Raw genomic sequence first — 17,536 nt, forward strand, 5'->3', positions numbered from 1 at the left:
GGATACTCCTATCTTACTTTTCTAGTTTGATTGTAAATTAATTTTAGCTTGGTCAAGAACTGCTCAACCTGACTCATATCATTTTCAAGGTCCAGACTGAGACGTACGGCGGACTGAGCCTTGTCATTATTCACTCCCATAGCGATCAAGGTTCCCGCAGGTTTCCCTGCCTTGGACGAGCAAGCAGAGGTCGTGGAAATGAAAATATCGTAGTCTTCAAAAGCGTGAACAATGACTTCACCACGCACGCCCTTGATCCCAAAAGTCAGGATATGAGGGGCAAACTCCTCCTCATCCGAAAAGACCAAAATATCGGGATAATCGAAAAGAGCTTGGCGAATAACGGCCTTCATCTGGGCTGTCTTGCTCGCGAACAAGTCCTGTTTCTCCATAGCCAAACGAAGAGCCTTAGCCGTAGCAGCAATCCCAGCGACATTTTCAGTCGTCGAACGATAATCACGCTCCTGACCGCCACCCGTTAACAAAGGCGTAATTTTCTTGCCAGACTTAACATAGACAAAGCCAACACCACGGACACCATGAAATTTGTGGCTAGAGAAAGTAGCAAAATCTACTCGGTCCGTCAAATACTTGTCTGTCGGGATCTTAGCCAGAGCTTGAACGCCATCAACGTGGAAAGAAATGGTCGGCTTATCTGCCAAAAGTTCTGAGATAGCCTTGATAGGTTGAATAGAGCCGATTTCATTGTTTACTGCCATGATAGAAACGAGGGTCGTATCAGGGCGAATCAAACTTCCTAACGCCTCCACATCCACAAATCCCTTATCATCTACTGGAGCAAAGTCCACCTCAAAACCTTGACTTTTCAGCCAAAGAGCTGACTCCTTGACCGCAGGATGTTCAATAGCTGATACGATAATGTGCTTGCCAAACTGGGCTTTTTCAAAGGCCACACCTTTGATGACCCAGTTATCTCCTTCTGTTCCACCAGAGGTAAAGAAGATTTCCTCACTCTTCTTGCCAATCAAATCTGCAATTTGCTGCCGGGAAGCATCTAAAATTCGTGTTGCCTGATCTCCCAAACGATGGAGACTAGACGGATTTCCTACAATTTTTGAAGCGACCTGCATGTAAGTTTCAAGTGCTTCAGGATAAGGCTTGGTTGTCGCCGAATTATCAAAGTAGATCATGTTTTCTCACGCTTTCTAAAATCACTCCCTCTATTGTATCACGAAAAGAGACCTGCGACAAGAAAGGGCAATGTTTACATTAATCTGAATAACATAAAATACTCTTGATACCATCACCAAGAGTATTCTGTTTCATTCTATCTAACTTTGATTATCTCTATTAAAAATCTAAAGAAAAGTAATGTTGTCCGCCCCAGAGATTAACCGCTCCCCAAGGAGAATTGACTCCTACACCTATCTGGACTGTACCATTTGCACGTTGACCATAGGGAATCGAACTTTTCCAAGTGGAACGATTGCTGATCGTATTAGGAAACCAAGCCCAGTCAGTGAAATACATATTTGACACACTGCCACTATAAGCATAAGAATAGCCAGAAGCATGAAAAGTCACATTAAGAACATTCAAACCTACCAAACTATACCCATCTAAAGAACTAGATTTACTGACATATCCTGCATGTACCTGATTTGAGAATGTTACCAATAGGCTAGTAAACACCGCTACAATGATTTTCTTTATTATCTTCTTGTTTCATGATGACACCTCATCCATTCTTTCGGATAGTATCCACCACTGTTTACCTACAAGTTGTGGATATAGGAAGTAAGCCACTGATGATCAGTACTGAAACTGATAAGCCAATTAAAGTGAAAACGGAAGTTAGATAGAATTGAAAAACAGCAGAGATTTCCAATTGAAGCACTTGAATGGCTAAAATGGAAAGAATAACGAGAACACAACTTGCTAAGAGCGAAATCGTTTTACTATAACCGATTAATTCTTTTAAGAAAAGCCAAACAATATTCTGAGTACTGTATCCTAAAGATTTTAAAATCCCTACTTCAAAGCGTCGAGGACGATTGAGCAAAAAGAAAACAAAGGACAATACTGCGATGACAAGGATGAGAAGGACTAGGGAGAGTAGCATTAAAAATTGCCTTATATAGGTGAGTCCTTTATTAAATTCTTCATAGTTTTCATATGAGGATAGAATGGTAATTTGTGGAGAGATGGCTCTTATCCTGCTCAATTCTTCAGGAATAGCACCGCTATCCTTTAGCAACACATGAACAGCACTCGGCATCCATGATTTCAAAGGAAAACCATCCAAAGTCATCTTCGTCATGGGATGCTGTTGAATTGCTTTATTTTGCAATTCTTCCATTTCAGCAATATTCATAAATAGGGTGTTCCCATGAGGGGAATATTCAAACGGATAACTTTTTTTAACGATGCCTAAAACAGGATAGGTTTTCTCCACTTTGACAAATAAATCGCCATCTCCTTTCAATACATTCCCCTCTTTCTCTATACTGGATTCATATAAAGAAATTGGAATGTAAAAAGTCAGTGTCACGGTAGAACCCGATACGATATTGGGTAGTTTTTCATCTGAAATGAACTGCTCAGATAGATAAATCCCTTTTTCATTGCTCCTATCAAAATACTCTATCTGCCTCTGTGTTGTATTTGTCTGATACAAGGGTTGAATTGAAAAATTTCTTGTCAAACTTCTGGTCTGACCATCAATCGTCAAAGTTGGCTGAAAGTTCTTTTGAAGTTGTGAATAGTCTTTTGAATTATCAAACGTCATCCCTAAAGAGAGAAACTCTATATAAGGCTTAACGGTTTGAATATTCTGACTTGTGCTAATTGAGGTGATTTCCTCCTTATCAAAACTGAGAAAATCATCCAATACTTTTGTAGTTTTTAAATGAAGCGAATCATGAATCACCAAGAAGCCATTTTCGAGTGAGTTGTTCACCAGTTGGTGATACTTATCTGCAAATAAGGACTGAAAATGAATAGAAGTGACTGCTATAGCAACTACAAATGCGATAAAAAATGCTAATAATCTAGGTAAAAAAGGTCTTCTATGCTTCAAAACGGATAATTTTGTGTGAGAAGGTAACAAATGGGAAGACCATTTTTTAGAATCCTTTCTCCCTTCATCAGAATTCAAAATATGACCATTCCCAACTAATTGATGGTCTTTAAAATGAAGCTGAACATCTCCTTTTTCAATCATCGCCTCATCATGTGAAACAATCAATACAATTTTATGATATTTGTGAGCTAGATCAATCAACAAAGAGGAGACTTTTTCTCTATTTTCTTTATCCAAGGAACTTGTTGGTTCATCAGCTAGGATGAGAGTCTTTTCTGTAACTAAGGCTCTTGCGATTGCCACTCGTTGTTCTTCACCACCGGATAAATCTTCTGGATAAGCATGCTTTAAAGAAGAAATCTGTAAATCCGCCAATACTGTATCAATTTTGCTTTCTATTTCATCTGGACCCAAGTCATAAAAGTTTAAAGCTAGTCTTAAATTTTCATATACGGCCAAATCATTTATTAGATTTTGACCTTGAAATACAAAGGCGATTTCTTCAGCTATAAAGGCAGAGACTGATTTCTTATTTTCGGTATCAATCTCTTTTCCATCAAAGAAATAGGAAACACTAGGGTCACTAGCAGAGATTAAACCAATTTTATTTAGTAAAGAAGATTTTCCTACGCCCGACTTCCCATATATTGTATATACTTTTCCCCTTTCAAATATCAAATCTGTCGGCTCTAGCAACTGCCTACCTGTAAAAGAAAGACTCAAGTTTCTGATTTCGAACATAAAACGCCCTCCTTTTTGTAACCGCTTTCTTAATTTTACTTTATCATAAATTATATTTATTTCAACTAAGACTACTGAAGTTCGTGTAGAAAAATCTCCTTCTTTTAAGATTTTTTTAAAGAAATGAGGTATAATAAATCATAATCAAAGGAGAGTATCATGTCTAACTATCGTAGAACTTCAAGTTCAAAACCTAAAGCAAAAACAGAACACATCAAAAAGGGATTTACTGTCTTTCAAAAAACGATTGCTACCATCGGTAGTATCCTAGGTCTAATCACCGCTACTATCACCATTATGAACGCCATGAATAAAAATCAGGATAAACAGAAGGACAACTCAACGCCCCAAACGACGATTGTCAAGGAAATTCAGAAAGAAGTCCCTCAGGAAAATACCACTGCCAATCAAGGAAGTGACCTTAGTCAAGAAAAGACAACAGAAGAAACTCCTGCTTCTAGTAGCAAAAATGAGCAAAAATCAGATGCTAATACCCAAACGACTGCCTCAGAAACTCTGGCATCTAATAGCCAGAATACAGATACAAGTTCAACTCCAAGTACGGGAAACAGCACTAATCCATAAAAAGAACCACCGCAACCACGGTGGTTTTTCGTTATTCAAACAGAGCTTTGCGCAAATTGGCAATATCTGCTGGTCTGGTTCTGCAACAGCCGCCTAAGAGTTGTACACCGGATTTGATCCACGTTTGACTATTTTCAACTAAACTACCTTCTTCTGCTGGTGCCTCATGCCAGCATTTTAGTTCCCCATCATAAATCTCGCCTGAGTTTGGATAGGCTAACAAGGGTTTCTTAGTGACAATTGACAGCTTCTCTAACAATGGAGTGATGTGACGTGGTGCTGTGCAATTGAGGCCAACCGCCACGAGGTTTTCTACTGACTCACAAAGTTGACCGACTTCCTCGATGGGAGTGCCATCTGAAATCCTTTTGCCATCCTGGGAGCAAAAAGAAATATAGGCATCTACTTGTGGAAATTTATCCAGGAGCGAGAGCAAAACTTCAGTCTCAAGCTTATTTGGAATGGTTTCAAGAGCCAGATAGTCCGCTCCTGCTTCGACAAGCAGTTCCATCCTTTCCAGATGAAATGCCTCCAGTTCCTTGCGACCGATTGGATAATGCCCCGTGTATTCAGACCCATCTGCCAGATAGGCTGCGTAAGGTCCGATACTGGCTCCGACCAGTGGATAGATGCGCTTCTCTTTCTCCTTCTCAGGTAAGTGTGACCAGGCTCTTTCGATTCCTTGTCGTGCTAAACCAATCGTTGAAGTCAGAGCTGCCTTGGCTGCTTCTAAACTCAAGCCTTCCTCCAAAAATCCTGTTAGGCTGGCTTGGTAGCTTGCACTGGTAATTAAGTCGCTACCCGCTGCCACATACTGGGCATGGAGATCCACTAAAACGCTAGGATCGCCTACCAGATATTTGGCAGACCAGAGTTTTCCAGAGATGTCATGTCCCTGCAACTCCAGTTCTGTTCCTAGTGCTCCATCTAAAAGGAGCACTTGCTTTTTTTCTAAGAGTTCTTTTAAAATTCCCATAGTATCACCACTTTTTATGAACAAGATAATAGTAAAGATAGGTTACAGCCATAAAGGGCAAACCAAAGTAAAGCCCAGGTCGTTGCGATTCATCCAAGGCAATTCCAATAATCGAAACAATCAATAACAAGATGGTCACATAAGGCAAGTATGGGTTAAAAGGGGTCTTATAAGCAAGTTCATTCTCGCTATGCTCTTTGAGCCATTCTTTTCGGAAGCGAATTTGAGCGAGGGGAATGGAGAGCCAAACCACTACTACAGCAAATCCTGCGATGGAAACCAAGGCAAGAAAGACAGTGTCAGCTGCATAGATGCTGGCAAAGAGTGCTAGAACTGCCCCAATCATGGACAGGAGGAGAGCCCGCATCGGCACCCCATGTTGATTGATTTTCACGACTTTCTTGCTAATCATGCCTTCATTTGCCAAGGACCAGAGCATGCGACTAGAGGCGTAAAGTCCAGAATTTCCCGCAGATAAAATCGAGGTTAAAATGACAAAGTTCATGATATCAGCAGCATAGGGAATCCCGATTTTATCAAACACGGTCACAAAGGGAGCTTGGGTTACACCAGCCTCCTCTAAAGGTAAAAGAGAAGCCAAAACCAAAATGGTCAAGACAAAGAAAATAACCAAGCGCCCAATTGTAGTTTTGATGGCTCGCGGAACCGCTTCTTTAGGATTATCTGTCTCGCCAGCTGCAATCCCAATCAGCTCAGTTCCTGAAAAAGCATAATTAACAGCTAACATAACCGAAACGACAGCCATGATTCCATTAGGAAAGGCTCCATGACTAATTAGATTGCTGAAATAGGGAGCTTCAGACTGACCAGCTAAGGGAAGGACACCAAAGATGGCACCAAGTCCCAAGAGAATAAAGAGAACAATAGCGATTACTTTGATGCTAGAAAAATAAAACTCTGCCTCTGCAAAAAATCGCACACTAAGGGCATTTAACCCAAAAATGACAAGGGCAAAGATGGTCGCGAAAATCCAAGCAGGAATATCCGGAAACCAACGGCCCATCAAAAGTCCTGCTCCCAAAAATTCCGTCCCCAGAGCTACCGTCCAGCAAAGCCAGTAAAGCCACGCTACGGTAAAACCAGTTCCGGGACTGATAAATTTGGTCGCATAGGTATGAAATGAGCCTGTCACCGGCATAGCTACTGCTAGTTCACCTAGCGACAACATAACCAAATAAACAACGACTGCTCCGACCAAATAGGACAAAATAGCTCCTAAGGGACCTGCTTGGGCAATGGTATAGCCTGAACTTAGGAACAAGCCCGTTCCAATAACGCCTCCTAGGGAAAGCATAAAGAGATGACGACTGGTCATCTTGCGTTGAAATTCGCCTTCACCCTCAAACTGATGATTTTCAATCTTTTCTGACATAAATTCCTCCTTTTCATATTCTTTCATTTTATCATGAAACTGCCTGCTCTTTCATATATTTTCTCTATCGCTCTGATAAAGAAAACCTATCACAAAAACTTCTCTCCTGAGTGGAAAGAAGTCTTTTAAGGCTTATTGCTGCAAAACTTTTCTAGGTTTGGTTCCTTCAGCTGGTCCGATAACACCAGCTAATTCCAGTTCTTCCATAAGGCGGGTTGCACGGTTAAAACCGACTGACAAACGACGCTGAATCATGGAGGCACTAGCTTTCTGGGTTTCGATAACCAAAGCCTTAGCTTCTTCAAAAAGCGGATCGCCACCAGCTTCACCATCAGAAAAATCTCCTTCATTTTCAGGAACATCTCCTGGGTCAAAGCTTTCATCGTAGTCCGCATCTGCCTGAGCCTTGATGAAGTTTACGATACGTTCAACATCATCATCCGAGATAAAGGAGCCTTGCAGACGGACTGGATGATTTTCATCAATTGGTTTAAAGAGCATATCTCCTCGACCGAGCAGTTTTTCTGCTCCATTCTCATCCAAGATGGTTCGTGAATCTGTACCTGATGAAACTGCAAAAGCCACACGTGATGGAACATTGGCCTTGATAAGACCAGAGATGACATCAACCGATGGGCGCTGCGTTGCGAGAATCATGTGAATCCCTGCAGCACGTGCCTTCTGCCCGAGACGGATGATAGCATCTTCCACTTCCTTGCTGGCCACCATCATAAGGTCAGCCAACTCGTCCACAATGACAACAATCAAAGGCAGGGGCACTTGTTTGTACTCAGATTGGCTATTAAATTCCTCGACCTTGGCATTGTAACCAGCGATATTTCGTACTCCAACCTTAGCAAAGAGTTCGTAACGATTTTCCATCTCATCCACAACCTTTTGCAGAGCCTTGCTGGCCTTGCGTGGATTGGTCACAACTGGAATCAAGAGGTGAGGAATGTCGTTGTAAACAGATAACTCAACCATCTTTGGATCCACCATCATAAACTTGACCTGGTCTGGTCTTGCTTTCATGAGAATGCTCGCGATAATACCATTAACTGCAACTGATTTCCCTGATCCCGTCGAACCTGCAACGAGTAGGTGGGGCATCTTGGAAAGGTCAAAGGTTCGAGCAGTTCCATTGACAGCCTTACCTAGAGGTATTTCAAGGAGATTTTCTGGTTTAGTCTGAGACTGTTCCCAGAGTTCACGGAAGGAAACGGTCGCAATCTCAGAGTTGGGCACTTCAATTCCGACTAAGGATTTACCAGGAATCGGAGCCTCAATCCGAACATCCTTTGCTGCTAGAGCCAGCGCTAAGTCATCTGCAAGATTGGAAATGCGGTTAACCCGTACACCGACTGCTGGTTTGACTTCATACTTGGTAACTGATGGTCCAATTTCAGCTCGTTCCACCGTCACCTTGATACCAAAGCTAGCAAAGGTTTCTTCTAGGATTTTGATATTTTCTCGAACAATCTTCTTTTCCTTGGACTGATCTTTGGGTTTATCTGGCGCAAAGAGTTGCAAGCTTGGTAGCTTGTATTCGAGGGCTTCCTTGGCAGAAAAATCAACCTGCACCTCTTCATCCTCAAAGTCTTCTTCCACATCTGGAACGTCAAAATCAGTTTGAGGGAGGATAATCTCCGGTTCGATCCATTCTTCCTCAGGAGTTGGGGGGAAATCGTAGTCTGGTACCTCTGATAAGATTTCTCCCGTTTCAGGATCTACAGGAGGAAGCGGTAATGCATCCTGTTCTTCTTGTTCTCTCTGAATTCTGGCTGCTTCTTCAGCTTCTTGACGAGCCTTCTCTTCTTCTCTCTTGATGAAGCGTTCCTGTTTTCTCTGTTCCTGTTTTTCCATGAAGGATCTGAACTGAGCTCCAATAAAGGCTGCGACATCATAAATAGACCAAGGACTAACCAAGAGTGCCCCAACTAGAATCAAGAGAACTCCAATAAAGTACGATCCGATATTGGAGAAAAGAAAGGATATGGGGATATAGAGTCCAACACCAAGCAAGCCTCCACCGGCGAAGCTAGTCACCCGCATACCAGTCAGGTCCGTCATAACTTGAGACAGGGTCCCTTTTAGAACTGACTGCTCCAAGCCATATTTCCATACCAAGTAGGCCTCAAAAATCAAGAGCAAGCCAGCAAAGATACAGAGAAATCCTGACAGAAGCCCTTCCTGCTTGCGGATCCATTTAAATAGAAAAAGATAAATGAGAAGGGCACCAATGGCCACATAGGCCAAACTTCCGACCACCAGTCGAATGAGATTGTAAAGTGTGACACCTGCCGCGCCGAGTTTGAGGGCTGCAATAATCAACAATAAGGCAATTCCTAAGGAAATCAACATCCTCTGGATAGCCTGTTTTCTTTCGAGTTCTGCTTTAGACGGTCTCCGTCTTGTTTTTGTAGTATTCTTGTTTGCCATTCTTTTATTATACCATATTTCACAGCCATTTCGAATAGAGAAAAAGATTGCACCAAATGGTAACAATCTTTCTATTCTAATCCATTTTATGCTTGTGGTTTGCGTAGGTAACCATAAACCACACCACTTACAATTGCGCCAACCAAGACAGAGGCAAGGTAAAGAAGGGCATTTGAAGTTAGAGCGATAACGAAGATTCCTCCGTGTGGTGCCATGAGTTTGATTCCTGCAAGACCAACGAGTCCGCCCGCTACTGCTGATCCAAGAATGAAGCTTGGAATCGCACGAGCTGGGTCTGCTGCACCAAATGGGATCGCTCCCTCAGTGATGAATGACAAGCCCATGATGATGTTTGTCAAACCAGAGTTACGTTCTTCTTTGGTAAATTTATCTTTAAAGAGAAGGGTTGCGACAAAGATGGCAAGTGGTGGAACCATTCCTCCAGCCATAACTGCTGCCATGGCTACAGAACCACCTGAAGAAACAGTCGCTGCAAGCGTACCTGTACCAAAGACATAAGCAGCTTTGTTGACTGGTCCACCCATGTCAACAGCCATCATGCCTCCAAGAACGATACCAAGAAGGACAGCTGAACCTCCTCCAAGACCGCCTAGGAAGTCATTCATAGCAGTGTTGATTGCTGCCATCGGGATGTTAACAGCTAGCATGACGAATCCTGTCAAGATTGTTCCAAGAAGTGGCAAGAGAAGGATTGATTTAGCACCTTCAAGTGAACGAGGAACTTTTACGTATTTCTTGATAGCAAGAACCAAGGCACCTGCGATAAATCCACCAACAAGGGCACCTAGGAAGCCAGATGAGACACCTGCAAGAGTTGAAGTTGCTTCACCACCTGCGGCATAAGGAATTTTACCAAAGGCAAAACCTTCTTTGGCAATAGCACCAGCCACGAAACCAGCTACCAAACCTGGTTTTTCAGCGATAGAGTAGGCAACATATCCTGCAAAGACTGGAAGCATCAAGCCAAAGGCTGCTCCACCAATTTTCATGAACATAGAAGCTAGTTCATGGTAGGATCCGAGATTGCCAAGACTATCCTGTGGCACACCAAAAGCACCGTCGATCAAGAAAGCAAGGGCAATCATGATACCACCACCGATAACGAATGGTAACATTTGAGATACACCACTCATCAAGTGTTTGTAGAAAGCACCACCGATACTTTGTTTTTCATTAGATGCTGTCGCAGTTTTTGCTCCATTAGCCGCATGGTAAACTTCAGCATCTCCAGAAAGAGCCAAGTTGATCAGCTCTTCTGTCTTACGGATTCCGTCAGCAACTGGACGATTAACCAATGGTTTGCCATCGAAACGATCCATCTCAACAGCCTTGTCAGCAGCGATGATAACAGCTTTAGCCTTGCGGATGTCCTCTGCAGTTAGTTGATTTCCAACACCGCTAGCACCATTGGTTTCAACCTTGATCCCAACACCCATTTCAGCAGCTACTTTTTGAAGGGCTTCTTGAGCCATGTAAGTGTGAGCGATACCTGTCGTACAAGCTGTAACAGCTACGATAAAGTCGCCAGATTCATTGGCAGGTGCTTGAACAGGCTCCTCAGCTTTTTCTGAAGCTTGGTCAAAAAGTTCGATAACTTGATCTGCAGATGTTACTTGGCGAAGTTTGTCAGCGAAACCATCTTTCATCAAATATTGAGACAATTCTGCAAGAGCTGCCAAGTGAGTATCGTTTGCTCCTTCTGGAGCTGCAATCATGAAGAAGAGGTCTGTTGGCTGTCCATCCAAGCTCTCATAATCCACGCCCTTGTTTGATTTTGCAAAAAGAACGGTTGCTTCCTTAACAGCTGTATTTTTACTGTGAGGCATAGCGATCCCTTCACCAAGCCCCGTTGAAGTAAGTGCTTCACGCGCTAAGATTCCTTCTTTAAAGGTTTCAAAATCCGTCACATAACCATGATCTACCAAGCTATGAATCATCTCTTCGATAGCTGCTGTTTTTTCAGTCGCCTGCAAATCCAGCAACATGACATCTTTTCTCAATAGGTCTTGAATTTTCATCGTTTTTCTACCTCAACTTTTTCATAAGTTTCTTTTATAAATGCTGCAGTTGCCAAGTCATCAGAGAAAGTAGTTGCTGTCCCACAAGCCACTCCCCATTTGAAGGCCTCTACTGCGTCTTTTGATTTGACAAATTCACCGGTAAATCCAGCAACCATAGAGTCACCAGCTCCGACTGAATTTTTCACAGTTCCCTTGATAGGTTTGGCGAAGTATGCTCCCTCGGATGTTACAAGAAGGGCACCGTCGCCAGCCATGGAGATAATGACGTTTTGAGCACCTTTAGCTAGTAACTCACGAGCATATTTCTCGATTTCATCTAAACTTTCAAGTTTTACTCCAAAGATAGCTCCAAGTTCGTGATTGTTTGGTTTAACCAAAAGTGGCTGGTAGTCTAAACTATCAATCAAGGTCTGTCCTTCAAAGTCACAAACCACTTGCGCACCAGTCTGGCGTGTCAAGGCAATCAAATCTTTGTAAATAACATTACCTAGATTCTTAGCACTCGAACCCGCAAACACAACCGTATCTTCTGCTGTCAAACTAGATAAAATAGCTTTCAATTCTTCTAGCTGAGCTGGTTCCACAGTTGGACCTATTCCATTGATTTCTGTTTCTTGGTCCGCTTTAATCTTGACATTGATACGAGTATCTTCTGCTACTTGGACAAAACGCGTCTCGATTTCCTCTTCTGCCAAAGTATCTGTGATAAATTTACCAGTAAATCCTCCGATAAATCCAGTCGCAGTATTAGGAATATCCAAGCGCTTCAAGACACGACTGACATTGATTCCTTTCCCACCAGCAAACTTATCATCACTGTCCATACGATTGACACTACCGACTTGGACTTGGTCCAAGCGCACGATATAGTCAATAGATGGATTGAGTGTGACTGTATAAATCATACCTCTATTACCTCCGTTTTCTCCTTAATTGTCTGCAAGAGTTCATGCCCTTGACTTGTGATAACAATTGCTCGTTTGAGTGGAGCTACCTTGGCAAAGCAAGTTTGTCCAATTTTTGACGAATCCACCAAGACATAAGTCTGTTTAGCATTCTCCAAAATAGCTCGCTTTACAGCTCCCTCCTCCATATCAGGAGTCGTATAATAACCATCGTCGACGCCATTCATCCCGATAAAGGCACGGTTAAAGTGCAATTGATTGATTTGGTTAAGAGCAACACCACCGATACATGCATCTGTTGCCATCTTGACACTCCCTCCAACCATGACAGTTGGAATCTGTTTTTCAACCAACTGAACCGCATGATGAATGGAGTTGGTCACAACTGTAATATTCTTATTAACCAATTCCTTGATTAAAAAAGCAGTTGTCGTTCCAGCATCGATAAAGATAACATCTTGTTCCTTGATAAGAGAGGCTGCTTTCTGAGCCAGTAACTTCTTCTCTTGAAGGTTTTTGATAGATTTTTCTTGGATGGTTTCTTCTTCCTGCAAGGAGTGGGGTAATTCTGCTCCACCATGCACACGGCGAAGCTTGTTTTCCGCCTCCAACTCATCCAAATCTCTTCGTACCGTTGATTCTGATGTTTCTAATAGACTAACCAATTTTTCTAGGGAAACTACATGATGTTGATTTAACTCTTCTAAAATCAGTTGCTTCCGCTCAGTTTTTAACACCAAATCACCTCCTGTTATCGTTTACACTATTCATTCTAGCACAATTTCTATCAAAGTCAAGCATTTTTTGTCATTTTCTTTCAAATTCTATCATTTTTCTTATTTCCAAAATTTTTATTGCAAGATAAGTGGCTTTATGGTAGACTATTTGAGTAAGTATTGGAAGATTACTCAAGAGGCTTAAGAGGCCGTGTTGGAAACGCGGTAGACGTGTAACAGCGTGCGTGGGTTCGAATCCCATGTCTTCCGTAGAAAAAAGAAAAACTGCACCTCAATGCAGTTTTTTATCGTTCTAAGAACAATATCTAGAAATGAAAGGCTGAGTTACTCTAACTATCACACCACATTTTTGTATCCTACCCTATCCTAATTCATAAAAAAACAAGTAGTTTATTGGACTACTTGTTTTTCTTTTAAATCTAAAGATTAGATATTGCTTTTATCTTTTTTATCTGAAGATTTGTCTGTTGATTTATCAGAAGACTTGTCTGTTGATTTGTCATTAGACTTGGTTGAGTTTTTACGGACAATTTTATCATAACCTTCTGTATCATCAAGCAACTCTGTCGCCAAAGTACGGTAATCTTCTTGAGAAATCAGCCAGTTTCCATCCTTATCCTTTGTTAATTTGATTTCAGTATCAAAATCTCCAGTAGTGAAAGGTGTATGAGCTAAGTTAGGGTCAACGTCACTGTAGGTTGAGAAATCTTTCTTGAATAGATGCTCAAAAATCCAGTAAGAAACCAATGTTTGGTAACGCTTGATGTCAACGTTTGAACCAGCTTGGTTGTATTTACCTAGGTTATCAACACCTCCAATAAGAGTAGTGAGAACTTCCCTTGTAGATGAAGCCAATCCTTTAGAGTGTAACTTCTTAGAGTTGAAAGTAACAGTCGCTGTATTTCCTGATTCATCAACCTTCACGTCTTTAACAGTGTAAGAACCGATATCTTGATATAATCTACGTCTCATCTTCAAGAAACCTGAAATGGTTTCTTCTGGAGTTTCTACAGGGAAATCTTTGTGCCATTGTACTGAATAGGTAGATGCAGGTGAAAGACCTTCTTCTTTGATTTTTTCACTTGTTTGTACAGCAAATACTGCCTCAGTCCATTTTTCATAAGTGTCGCCATAAATCTTCTTAAATCGAGCAGAGTCGCTAGTAAGAACTGAGTCTAAGAGAATCTCAGCATCTTTTGTAACTTTTTCTTTAACTTCTGCTGCTTCATCTTTCTTCTCAACTTGTTCTGTATTCTCCTTGTTATCAGAAGAAGCTTCAGATGACTGATTAGAAAATACAGAACATGCACCCAAGACAACTGTTGAAAGTGCTAAGATACTTAGTAACTTGATCTTTTTCATGTTTCACCTCTTTATGAAAATTTACTCTTGGAGACCACCTCCAAGTTGATTGGTTTAGAAAAACACTGGGTTTATCTAACGGAGAATGGGGGATTCGAACCCCCGCGCCAGTTACCCGACCTAACGATTTAGCAAACCGTCCTCTTCAGCCTCTTGAGTAATTCTCCACTAACACACTAGAATAAATAGGATACAACAAAGGATACAATTTGGAAAAAATCATACTGTATACCTGTTCATAATGGAGCCGGTGGGAGTCGAACCCACGTCCAAACACCTGCTAACATATTTGTCTACAACCATAGGTTATGTATTGTTTTAACAGTCCCTCGACACATAACTCAAGCCTAGGAACTGCGAGTCTATTAATCTCTTATCAAACCACTAGACAAGGCTTGATTGTATCTCGCTAATCATAAGACCTGTCATTGAACACGAGCAATCCAAATCAGGTCACGCCTGCTGTTTTTTAGGCAGCTAGAGCGTAAGAAGTGTTATTTTTTGCAGTTATATTTAACTGAGCGTTTACGTCGCCACACGGGTTGCAAAATATGCCTCATAATGCCTGTCGAATCCGTAACGACCCCAAAAGGATAGAACTATTATAACCTATCTTCAAAAAAAATGCAAAATCAAGCCGTTTCTTTAGAAAAGAACCCCTTTTAAGGCTTCTGATAAGGCTTGATAACCGGCTACACTTAGATGGAGCCCATCTGTGGTATAGGCTGATTGAAGTTGCCCTTCTGAATCTGCCAAACTATCATAAATCGACACAAAATCTACCTGCATGTAGGCGGATGCTAGAGTCTCATAAGCTTGATTCCATTCTTTAATCGTCTCATTTGTTCGGATATAAACCGTCTGCTTGTATTTCTCTCCCTCATTGACTGGCAGAATAGAAAGGAGCTTTATTTGTGACAACGGATAATCTCGGGCAATTGATTGGATAACTCGCTCAAGATTATCCAAAGCTTCATTCAAGGGAATATCTTTCCCAATATCATTTGTCCCAATTAAGAGAACAATTTGATCCACAGCATCACCATAAAGATGGGCATCCAAATTCTCTAATAAAAGTCTCGTCTGGTAGCCTCGGATGCCACGATTAACAATCGTCTTGGCCGTCCCAAACAACTCTTGCAGAGGGTAATATTCCACTATCGAATCACCAATAAAGATGATATCTGGCTCTAGAACAGATACTTGATTCAATTCACGATACTTGGTTTGAATCTTTTCCTGCTCCTTTAAGAGCCAATTCTCTAATAACTGTACTGCCACCCTATCCCTCTTTCTCTAACCAATTCTCTAGAACTTGATAAACGCCCGCCTGGCTGTTAGCTGGCGCTAGAGCAGTCGCAACTGCCTTGACCGCATCATCTGCATTTTCCATAGCATAGGCAATCCCAGCCAGTTCTAACATTTCGACATCGTTTTCGCTATCACCAAAGGCCATGATTTGTTCCGATTGAAAATTCCAGCGCTTGAGTAATTCTTCCAATCCCCAGGCCTTGTGAATACCAGTTTGGAGGATGTCAATGCACCCATAACCACTGGAAACAGCTCTTATATGACCATTAAAGAGGTCATTGATTTCCTGCAAAACAGAACTAGAGCGTTCCTCTCCAACAACCATGCTCATCTTTAACACTCCACCGAAGAGGTCTGTGTGCAAGTCTTCCACAAAATTCATTCGTTGATAGAATTTTTCAATCATCTCTGGTGTCATAAATTTTTCTAGGTCTGTAAAAACAGTCCCTTTCTTGACAAAACCACCCTTCATACCTGTTACGACAAACTGATCTCGGCACTCTCTCCCTTTAAAATGAGCTAAAGCCTTGTCAACCATAGCATCATCCCAGGTCTGCGCTTGAATCAGTTCATCATTTTCAAAAATACGCGCCCCATTGGCAACTACTAGAACTACTCTACTCGCCAAATGTTTAAGCAATTGTCTCATACGGTGAACTTCATTCCCCGTCGCAATGACAAAACGGATATCCCTTTGATCCAGCTGATCTAAAATCTTTTCCAAGCGGGGCAAATCCAGCTGCCCCCTCGGGTCTAGCAAGGTTCCATCCATGTCTGTTGCAATTAATTTAATCGTCATCATATCTCCTTTAGGGTGAGCACCTACCACTTCAACCCTACATGTTCATTCATTTCTTTATAGGCCGTGTCAATTCGTTCCTTGGTCTCTTCGTCCAACTTGTCACGCTGACCGCCTCCTTCAATGAAGTCCTCTAGGATATAGGTCTGATAGAGGAAAAGCGGATAGCCTTCTGGAGAGTAAGTCCCTTTGGGTGTTCGATTGACCCAAGTAGGATGTGCTTTGGCCGTGTCAATTCTTGTCTTTCCATCTTTTTTCTTAATGGTCACATCCATGAGAACACCGCGCTCCGTCCACTTGGCATTTTCCTCATCTTGCATGGTTTCAATGCGTTGGTTTGAGAGGAAATTTCCCATGGAGTAGATAATCAGTTTTTTATCACCATCTTTTTCAACTGTTTCAGCAGGTTCAACGACGTGAGGATGCCCTCCAAAGATAATATCGGCTCCCCAGTCAATCATCTTGTGGTACAGTGTTTTCTGTTCTTCCGTCGGTTCTAGCTGGTACTCAATTCCCATCTGAGGCATGATGACAGTAATATCCGCTTCCTTCTCTGCACGCTCGATTTCTGCCTTCATCTTATCTTCATTCAGATCAGAAAGATAGTGATTATAGTCCTCTTGAGAGATATACTGCTCAATGCCATTAAAACCGTAGGAATAGGCCAGGAGAGCTACCTTGATACCATTGACTTCCTTGATGACTATAGGGGCTTGGTCACGGGATTCATGTGTGTAGACTCCGATGGGTGTCATTCCAGCCTTTTCAATAGCTTGAGCCGTTGAAACCACTCCCTCTATCTGCGAATCCAAAATATGATTATGAGCCAAATCTAAGACTTGATAGCCCGCATCCTTGATCGCATCCATGACTTCTCCTGGTGCATTAAAGAGGGGATAACCTGCCAAGTAGTGGTCCTTGTTCACCGTTCCTTCAAAGTCACCAAGCACTAAATCCGCTTGCTTGAGCCATGGTTTCACATATTCAAAATTTTCGTGGAAATCGTAGCTACCATCTTCTTTCAGAGCTGTTCGGTAGATGGGGATGTGGTAGAGAAGGTCACCATTTGCCATGATACGCGCCGTCGTTTCACCAGACTGATTTTCCTTGGATTGACTGGAAGTACTTGCAGAATCAAGAGTTTGACTACTAGGACTCGTTCCCTTACTACCTTGTACTGCTCGAACTAATAAGTTCCCCCCC

General features: G+C 42.0%; 14 protein-coding genes, 2 tRNA genes and 1 other RNA gene. 2 read left to right on the forward strand and 15 right to left on the reverse strand.

Features of this window, described 5'->3' with window-relative positions; genetic code table 11:
- Positions 1 to 8: 8 nt before the first annotated feature.
- The 3 genes from SORDD15_RS04220 to SORDD15_RS04230 form a co-directional block, all read right to left on the reverse strand.
- Positions 9 to 1,151, reverse strand: coding sequence for a cysteine desulfurase family protein (locus SORDD15_RS04220; RefSeq protein WP_061414693.1), 1,143 nt, complete (start codon positions 1,149 to 1,151; stop codon positions 9 to 11).
- Between the two features lie 160 nt (positions 1,152 to 1,311).
- Positions 1,312 to 1,569, reverse strand: coding sequence for a hypothetical protein (locus SORDD15_RS04225; RefSeq protein WP_231097629.1), 258 nt, complete (start codon positions 1,567 to 1,569; stop codon positions 1,312 to 1,314).
- A gap of 163 nt (positions 1,570 to 1,732) precedes the next feature.
- Positions 1,733 to 3,784, reverse strand: coding sequence for an ABC transporter ATP-binding protein/permease (locus SORDD15_RS04230; RefSeq protein ID WP_061414699.1), 2,052 nt, complete (start codon positions 3,782 to 3,784; stop codon positions 1,733 to 1,735).
- A 159-nt stretch (positions 3,785 to 3,943) separates the two neighbouring features.
- Here SORDD15_RS04230 and SORDD15_RS04235 point away from each other — a divergent pair, with 159 nt between their 5' ends.
- Positions 3,944 to 4,369: a DUF6556 family protein gene (locus tag SORDD15_RS04235; protein WP_061414702.1), complete on the forward strand. Its 426-nt coding sequence runs from the start codon at positions 3,944 to 3,946 to the stop codon at positions 4,367 to 4,369.
- Between the two features lie 31 nt (positions 4,370 to 4,400).
- On the opposite strand, the gene mmuM is transcribed toward SORDD15_RS04235, so the two are convergent.
- From mmuM to SORDD15_RS04265, 6 genes are all read right to left on the reverse strand, one after another.
- A complete protein-coding gene (gene mmuM / locus SORDD15_RS04240) occupies positions 4,401 to 5,345 on the reverse strand; it encodes a homocysteine S-methyltransferase (protein WP_061414705.1) in 945 nt (314 codons plus the stop codon).
- A gap of 4 nt (positions 5,346 to 5,349) precedes the next feature.
- A complete protein-coding gene (locus tag SORDD15_RS04245) occupies positions 5,350 to 6,726 on the reverse strand; it encodes an amino acid permease (RefSeq protein WP_061415667.1) in 1,377 nt (458 codons plus the stop codon).
- Positions 6,727 to 6,870: 144 nt separating this feature from the next.
- Positions 6,871 to 9,177 carry a DNA translocase FtsK gene (locus SORDD15_RS04250; protein WP_081102360.1) on the reverse strand — a complete coding sequence of 769 codons (2,307 nt, stop codon included), beginning with the start codon at positions 9,175 to 9,177 and terminating at the stop codon, positions 6,871 to 6,873.
- Positions 9,178 to 9,263: 86 nt separating this feature from the next.
- Positions 9,264 to 11,216 (reverse strand): PTS fructose transporter subunit IIABC, encoded by a 1,953-nt coding sequence (locus SORDD15_RS04255; protein ID WP_061414711.1) that lies wholly within the window; start codon positions 11,214 to 11,216, stop codon positions 9,264 to 9,266.
- Entirely contained in the window at positions 11,213 to 12,124 is a 912-nt protein-coding gene (gene pfkB / locus SORDD15_RS04260; RefSeq protein ID WP_061414714.1) for a 1-phosphofructokinase, read from the reverse strand. Before pfkB ends, SORDD15_RS04255 begins: the two co-directional genes overlap by 4 nt.
- Positions 12,121 to 12,861 carry a DeoR/GlpR family DNA-binding transcription regulator gene (locus SORDD15_RS04265; RefSeq protein ID WP_061414717.1) on the reverse strand — a complete coding sequence of 247 codons (741 nt, stop codon included), beginning with the start codon at positions 12,859 to 12,861 and terminating at the stop codon, positions 12,121 to 12,123. The genes pfkB and SORDD15_RS04265 overlap by 4 nt, the downstream gene beginning before the upstream one ends.
- A gap of 161 nt (positions 12,862 to 13,022) precedes the next feature.
- Here SORDD15_RS04265 and SORDD15_RS04270 point away from each other — a divergent pair.
- Positions 13,023 to 13,110, forward strand: a tRNA-Ser gene (locus SORDD15_RS04270).
- Between the two features lie 177 nt (positions 13,111 to 13,287).
- On the opposite strand, the gene SORDD15_RS04275 is transcribed toward SORDD15_RS04270, so the two are convergent.
- The 6 genes from SORDD15_RS04275 to SORDD15_RS10000 all read right to left on the reverse strand — a co-directional run.
- Positions 13,288 to 14,223: a hypothetical protein gene (locus tag SORDD15_RS04275; RefSeq protein ID WP_061414720.1), complete on the reverse strand. Its 936-nt coding sequence runs from the start codon at positions 14,221 to 14,223 to the stop codon at positions 13,288 to 13,290.
- 79 nt (positions 14,224 to 14,302) lie between these two features.
- Positions 14,303 to 14,390, reverse strand: a tRNA-Ser gene (locus tag SORDD15_RS04280).
- Between the two features lie 72 nt (positions 14,391 to 14,462).
- Positions 14,463 to 14,810: a transfer-messenger RNA gene (ssrA, locus tag SORDD15_RS04285) on the reverse strand.
- Positions 14,811 to 14,868: 58 nt separating this feature from the next.
- Positions 14,869 to 15,504 (reverse strand): SGNH/GDSL hydrolase family protein, encoded by a 636-nt coding sequence (locus tag SORDD15_RS04290; RefSeq protein ID WP_061414723.1) that lies wholly within the window; start codon positions 15,502 to 15,504, stop codon positions 14,869 to 14,871.
- Between the two features lies 1 nt (position 15,505).
- Entirely contained in the window at positions 15,506 to 16,333 is an 828-nt protein-coding gene (locus SORDD15_RS04295) for an HAD family hydrolase (protein ID WP_061414726.1), read from the reverse strand.
- A 23-nt stretch (positions 16,334 to 16,356) separates the two neighbouring features.
- On the reverse strand, positions 16,357 to 17,536 hold a 1,180-nt coding region (locus tag SORDD15_RS10000), incomplete at its 5' end, for a CapA family protein (RefSeq protein WP_231097630.1).

Source organism: Streptococcus oralis (assembly GCF_001578935.1).
GTDB classification, from domain to species: Bacteria; Bacillota; Bacilli; order Lactobacillales; family Streptococcaceae; genus Streptococcus; species Streptococcus oralis_R.

Coding starts and splice junctions, on each gene's coding strand:
- SORDD15_RS04250 (WP_081102360.1), bottom strand. CDS start 9,177: ATGGCAAACAAGAATACTACAAAAACAAGACGGAGACCGTCTAAAGCA.
- mmuM (WP_061414705.1), bottom strand. CDS start 5,345: ATGGGAATTTTAAAAGAACTCTTAGAAAAAAAGCAAGTGCTCCTTTTA.
- SORDD15_RS04235 (WP_061414702.1), top strand. CDS start 3,944: ATGTCTAACTATCGTAGAACTTCAAGTTCAAAACCTAAAGCAAAAACA.
- SORDD15_RS04230 (WP_061414699.1), bottom strand. CDS start 3,784: ATGTTCGAAATCAGAAACTTGAGTCTTTCTTTTACAGGTAGGCAGTTG.
- SORDD15_RS04255 (WP_061414711.1), bottom strand. CDS start 11,216: ATGAAAATTCAAGACCTATTGAGAAAAGATGTCATGTTGCTGGATTTG.
- SORDD15_RS04295 (WP_061414726.1), bottom strand. CDS start 16,333: ATGACGATTAAATTAATTGCAACAGACATGGATGGAACCTTGCTAGAC.
- SORDD15_RS04275 (WP_061414720.1), bottom strand. CDS start 14,223: ATGAAAAAGATCAAGTTACTAAGTATCTTAGCACTTTCAACAGTTGTC.
- SORDD15_RS04220 (WP_061414693.1), bottom strand. CDS start 1,151: ATGATCTACTTTGATAATTCGGCGACAACCAAGCCTTATCCTGAAGCA.
- pfkB (WP_061414714.1), bottom strand. CDS start 12,124: ATGATTTATACAGTCACACTCAATCCATCTATTGACTATATCGTGCGC.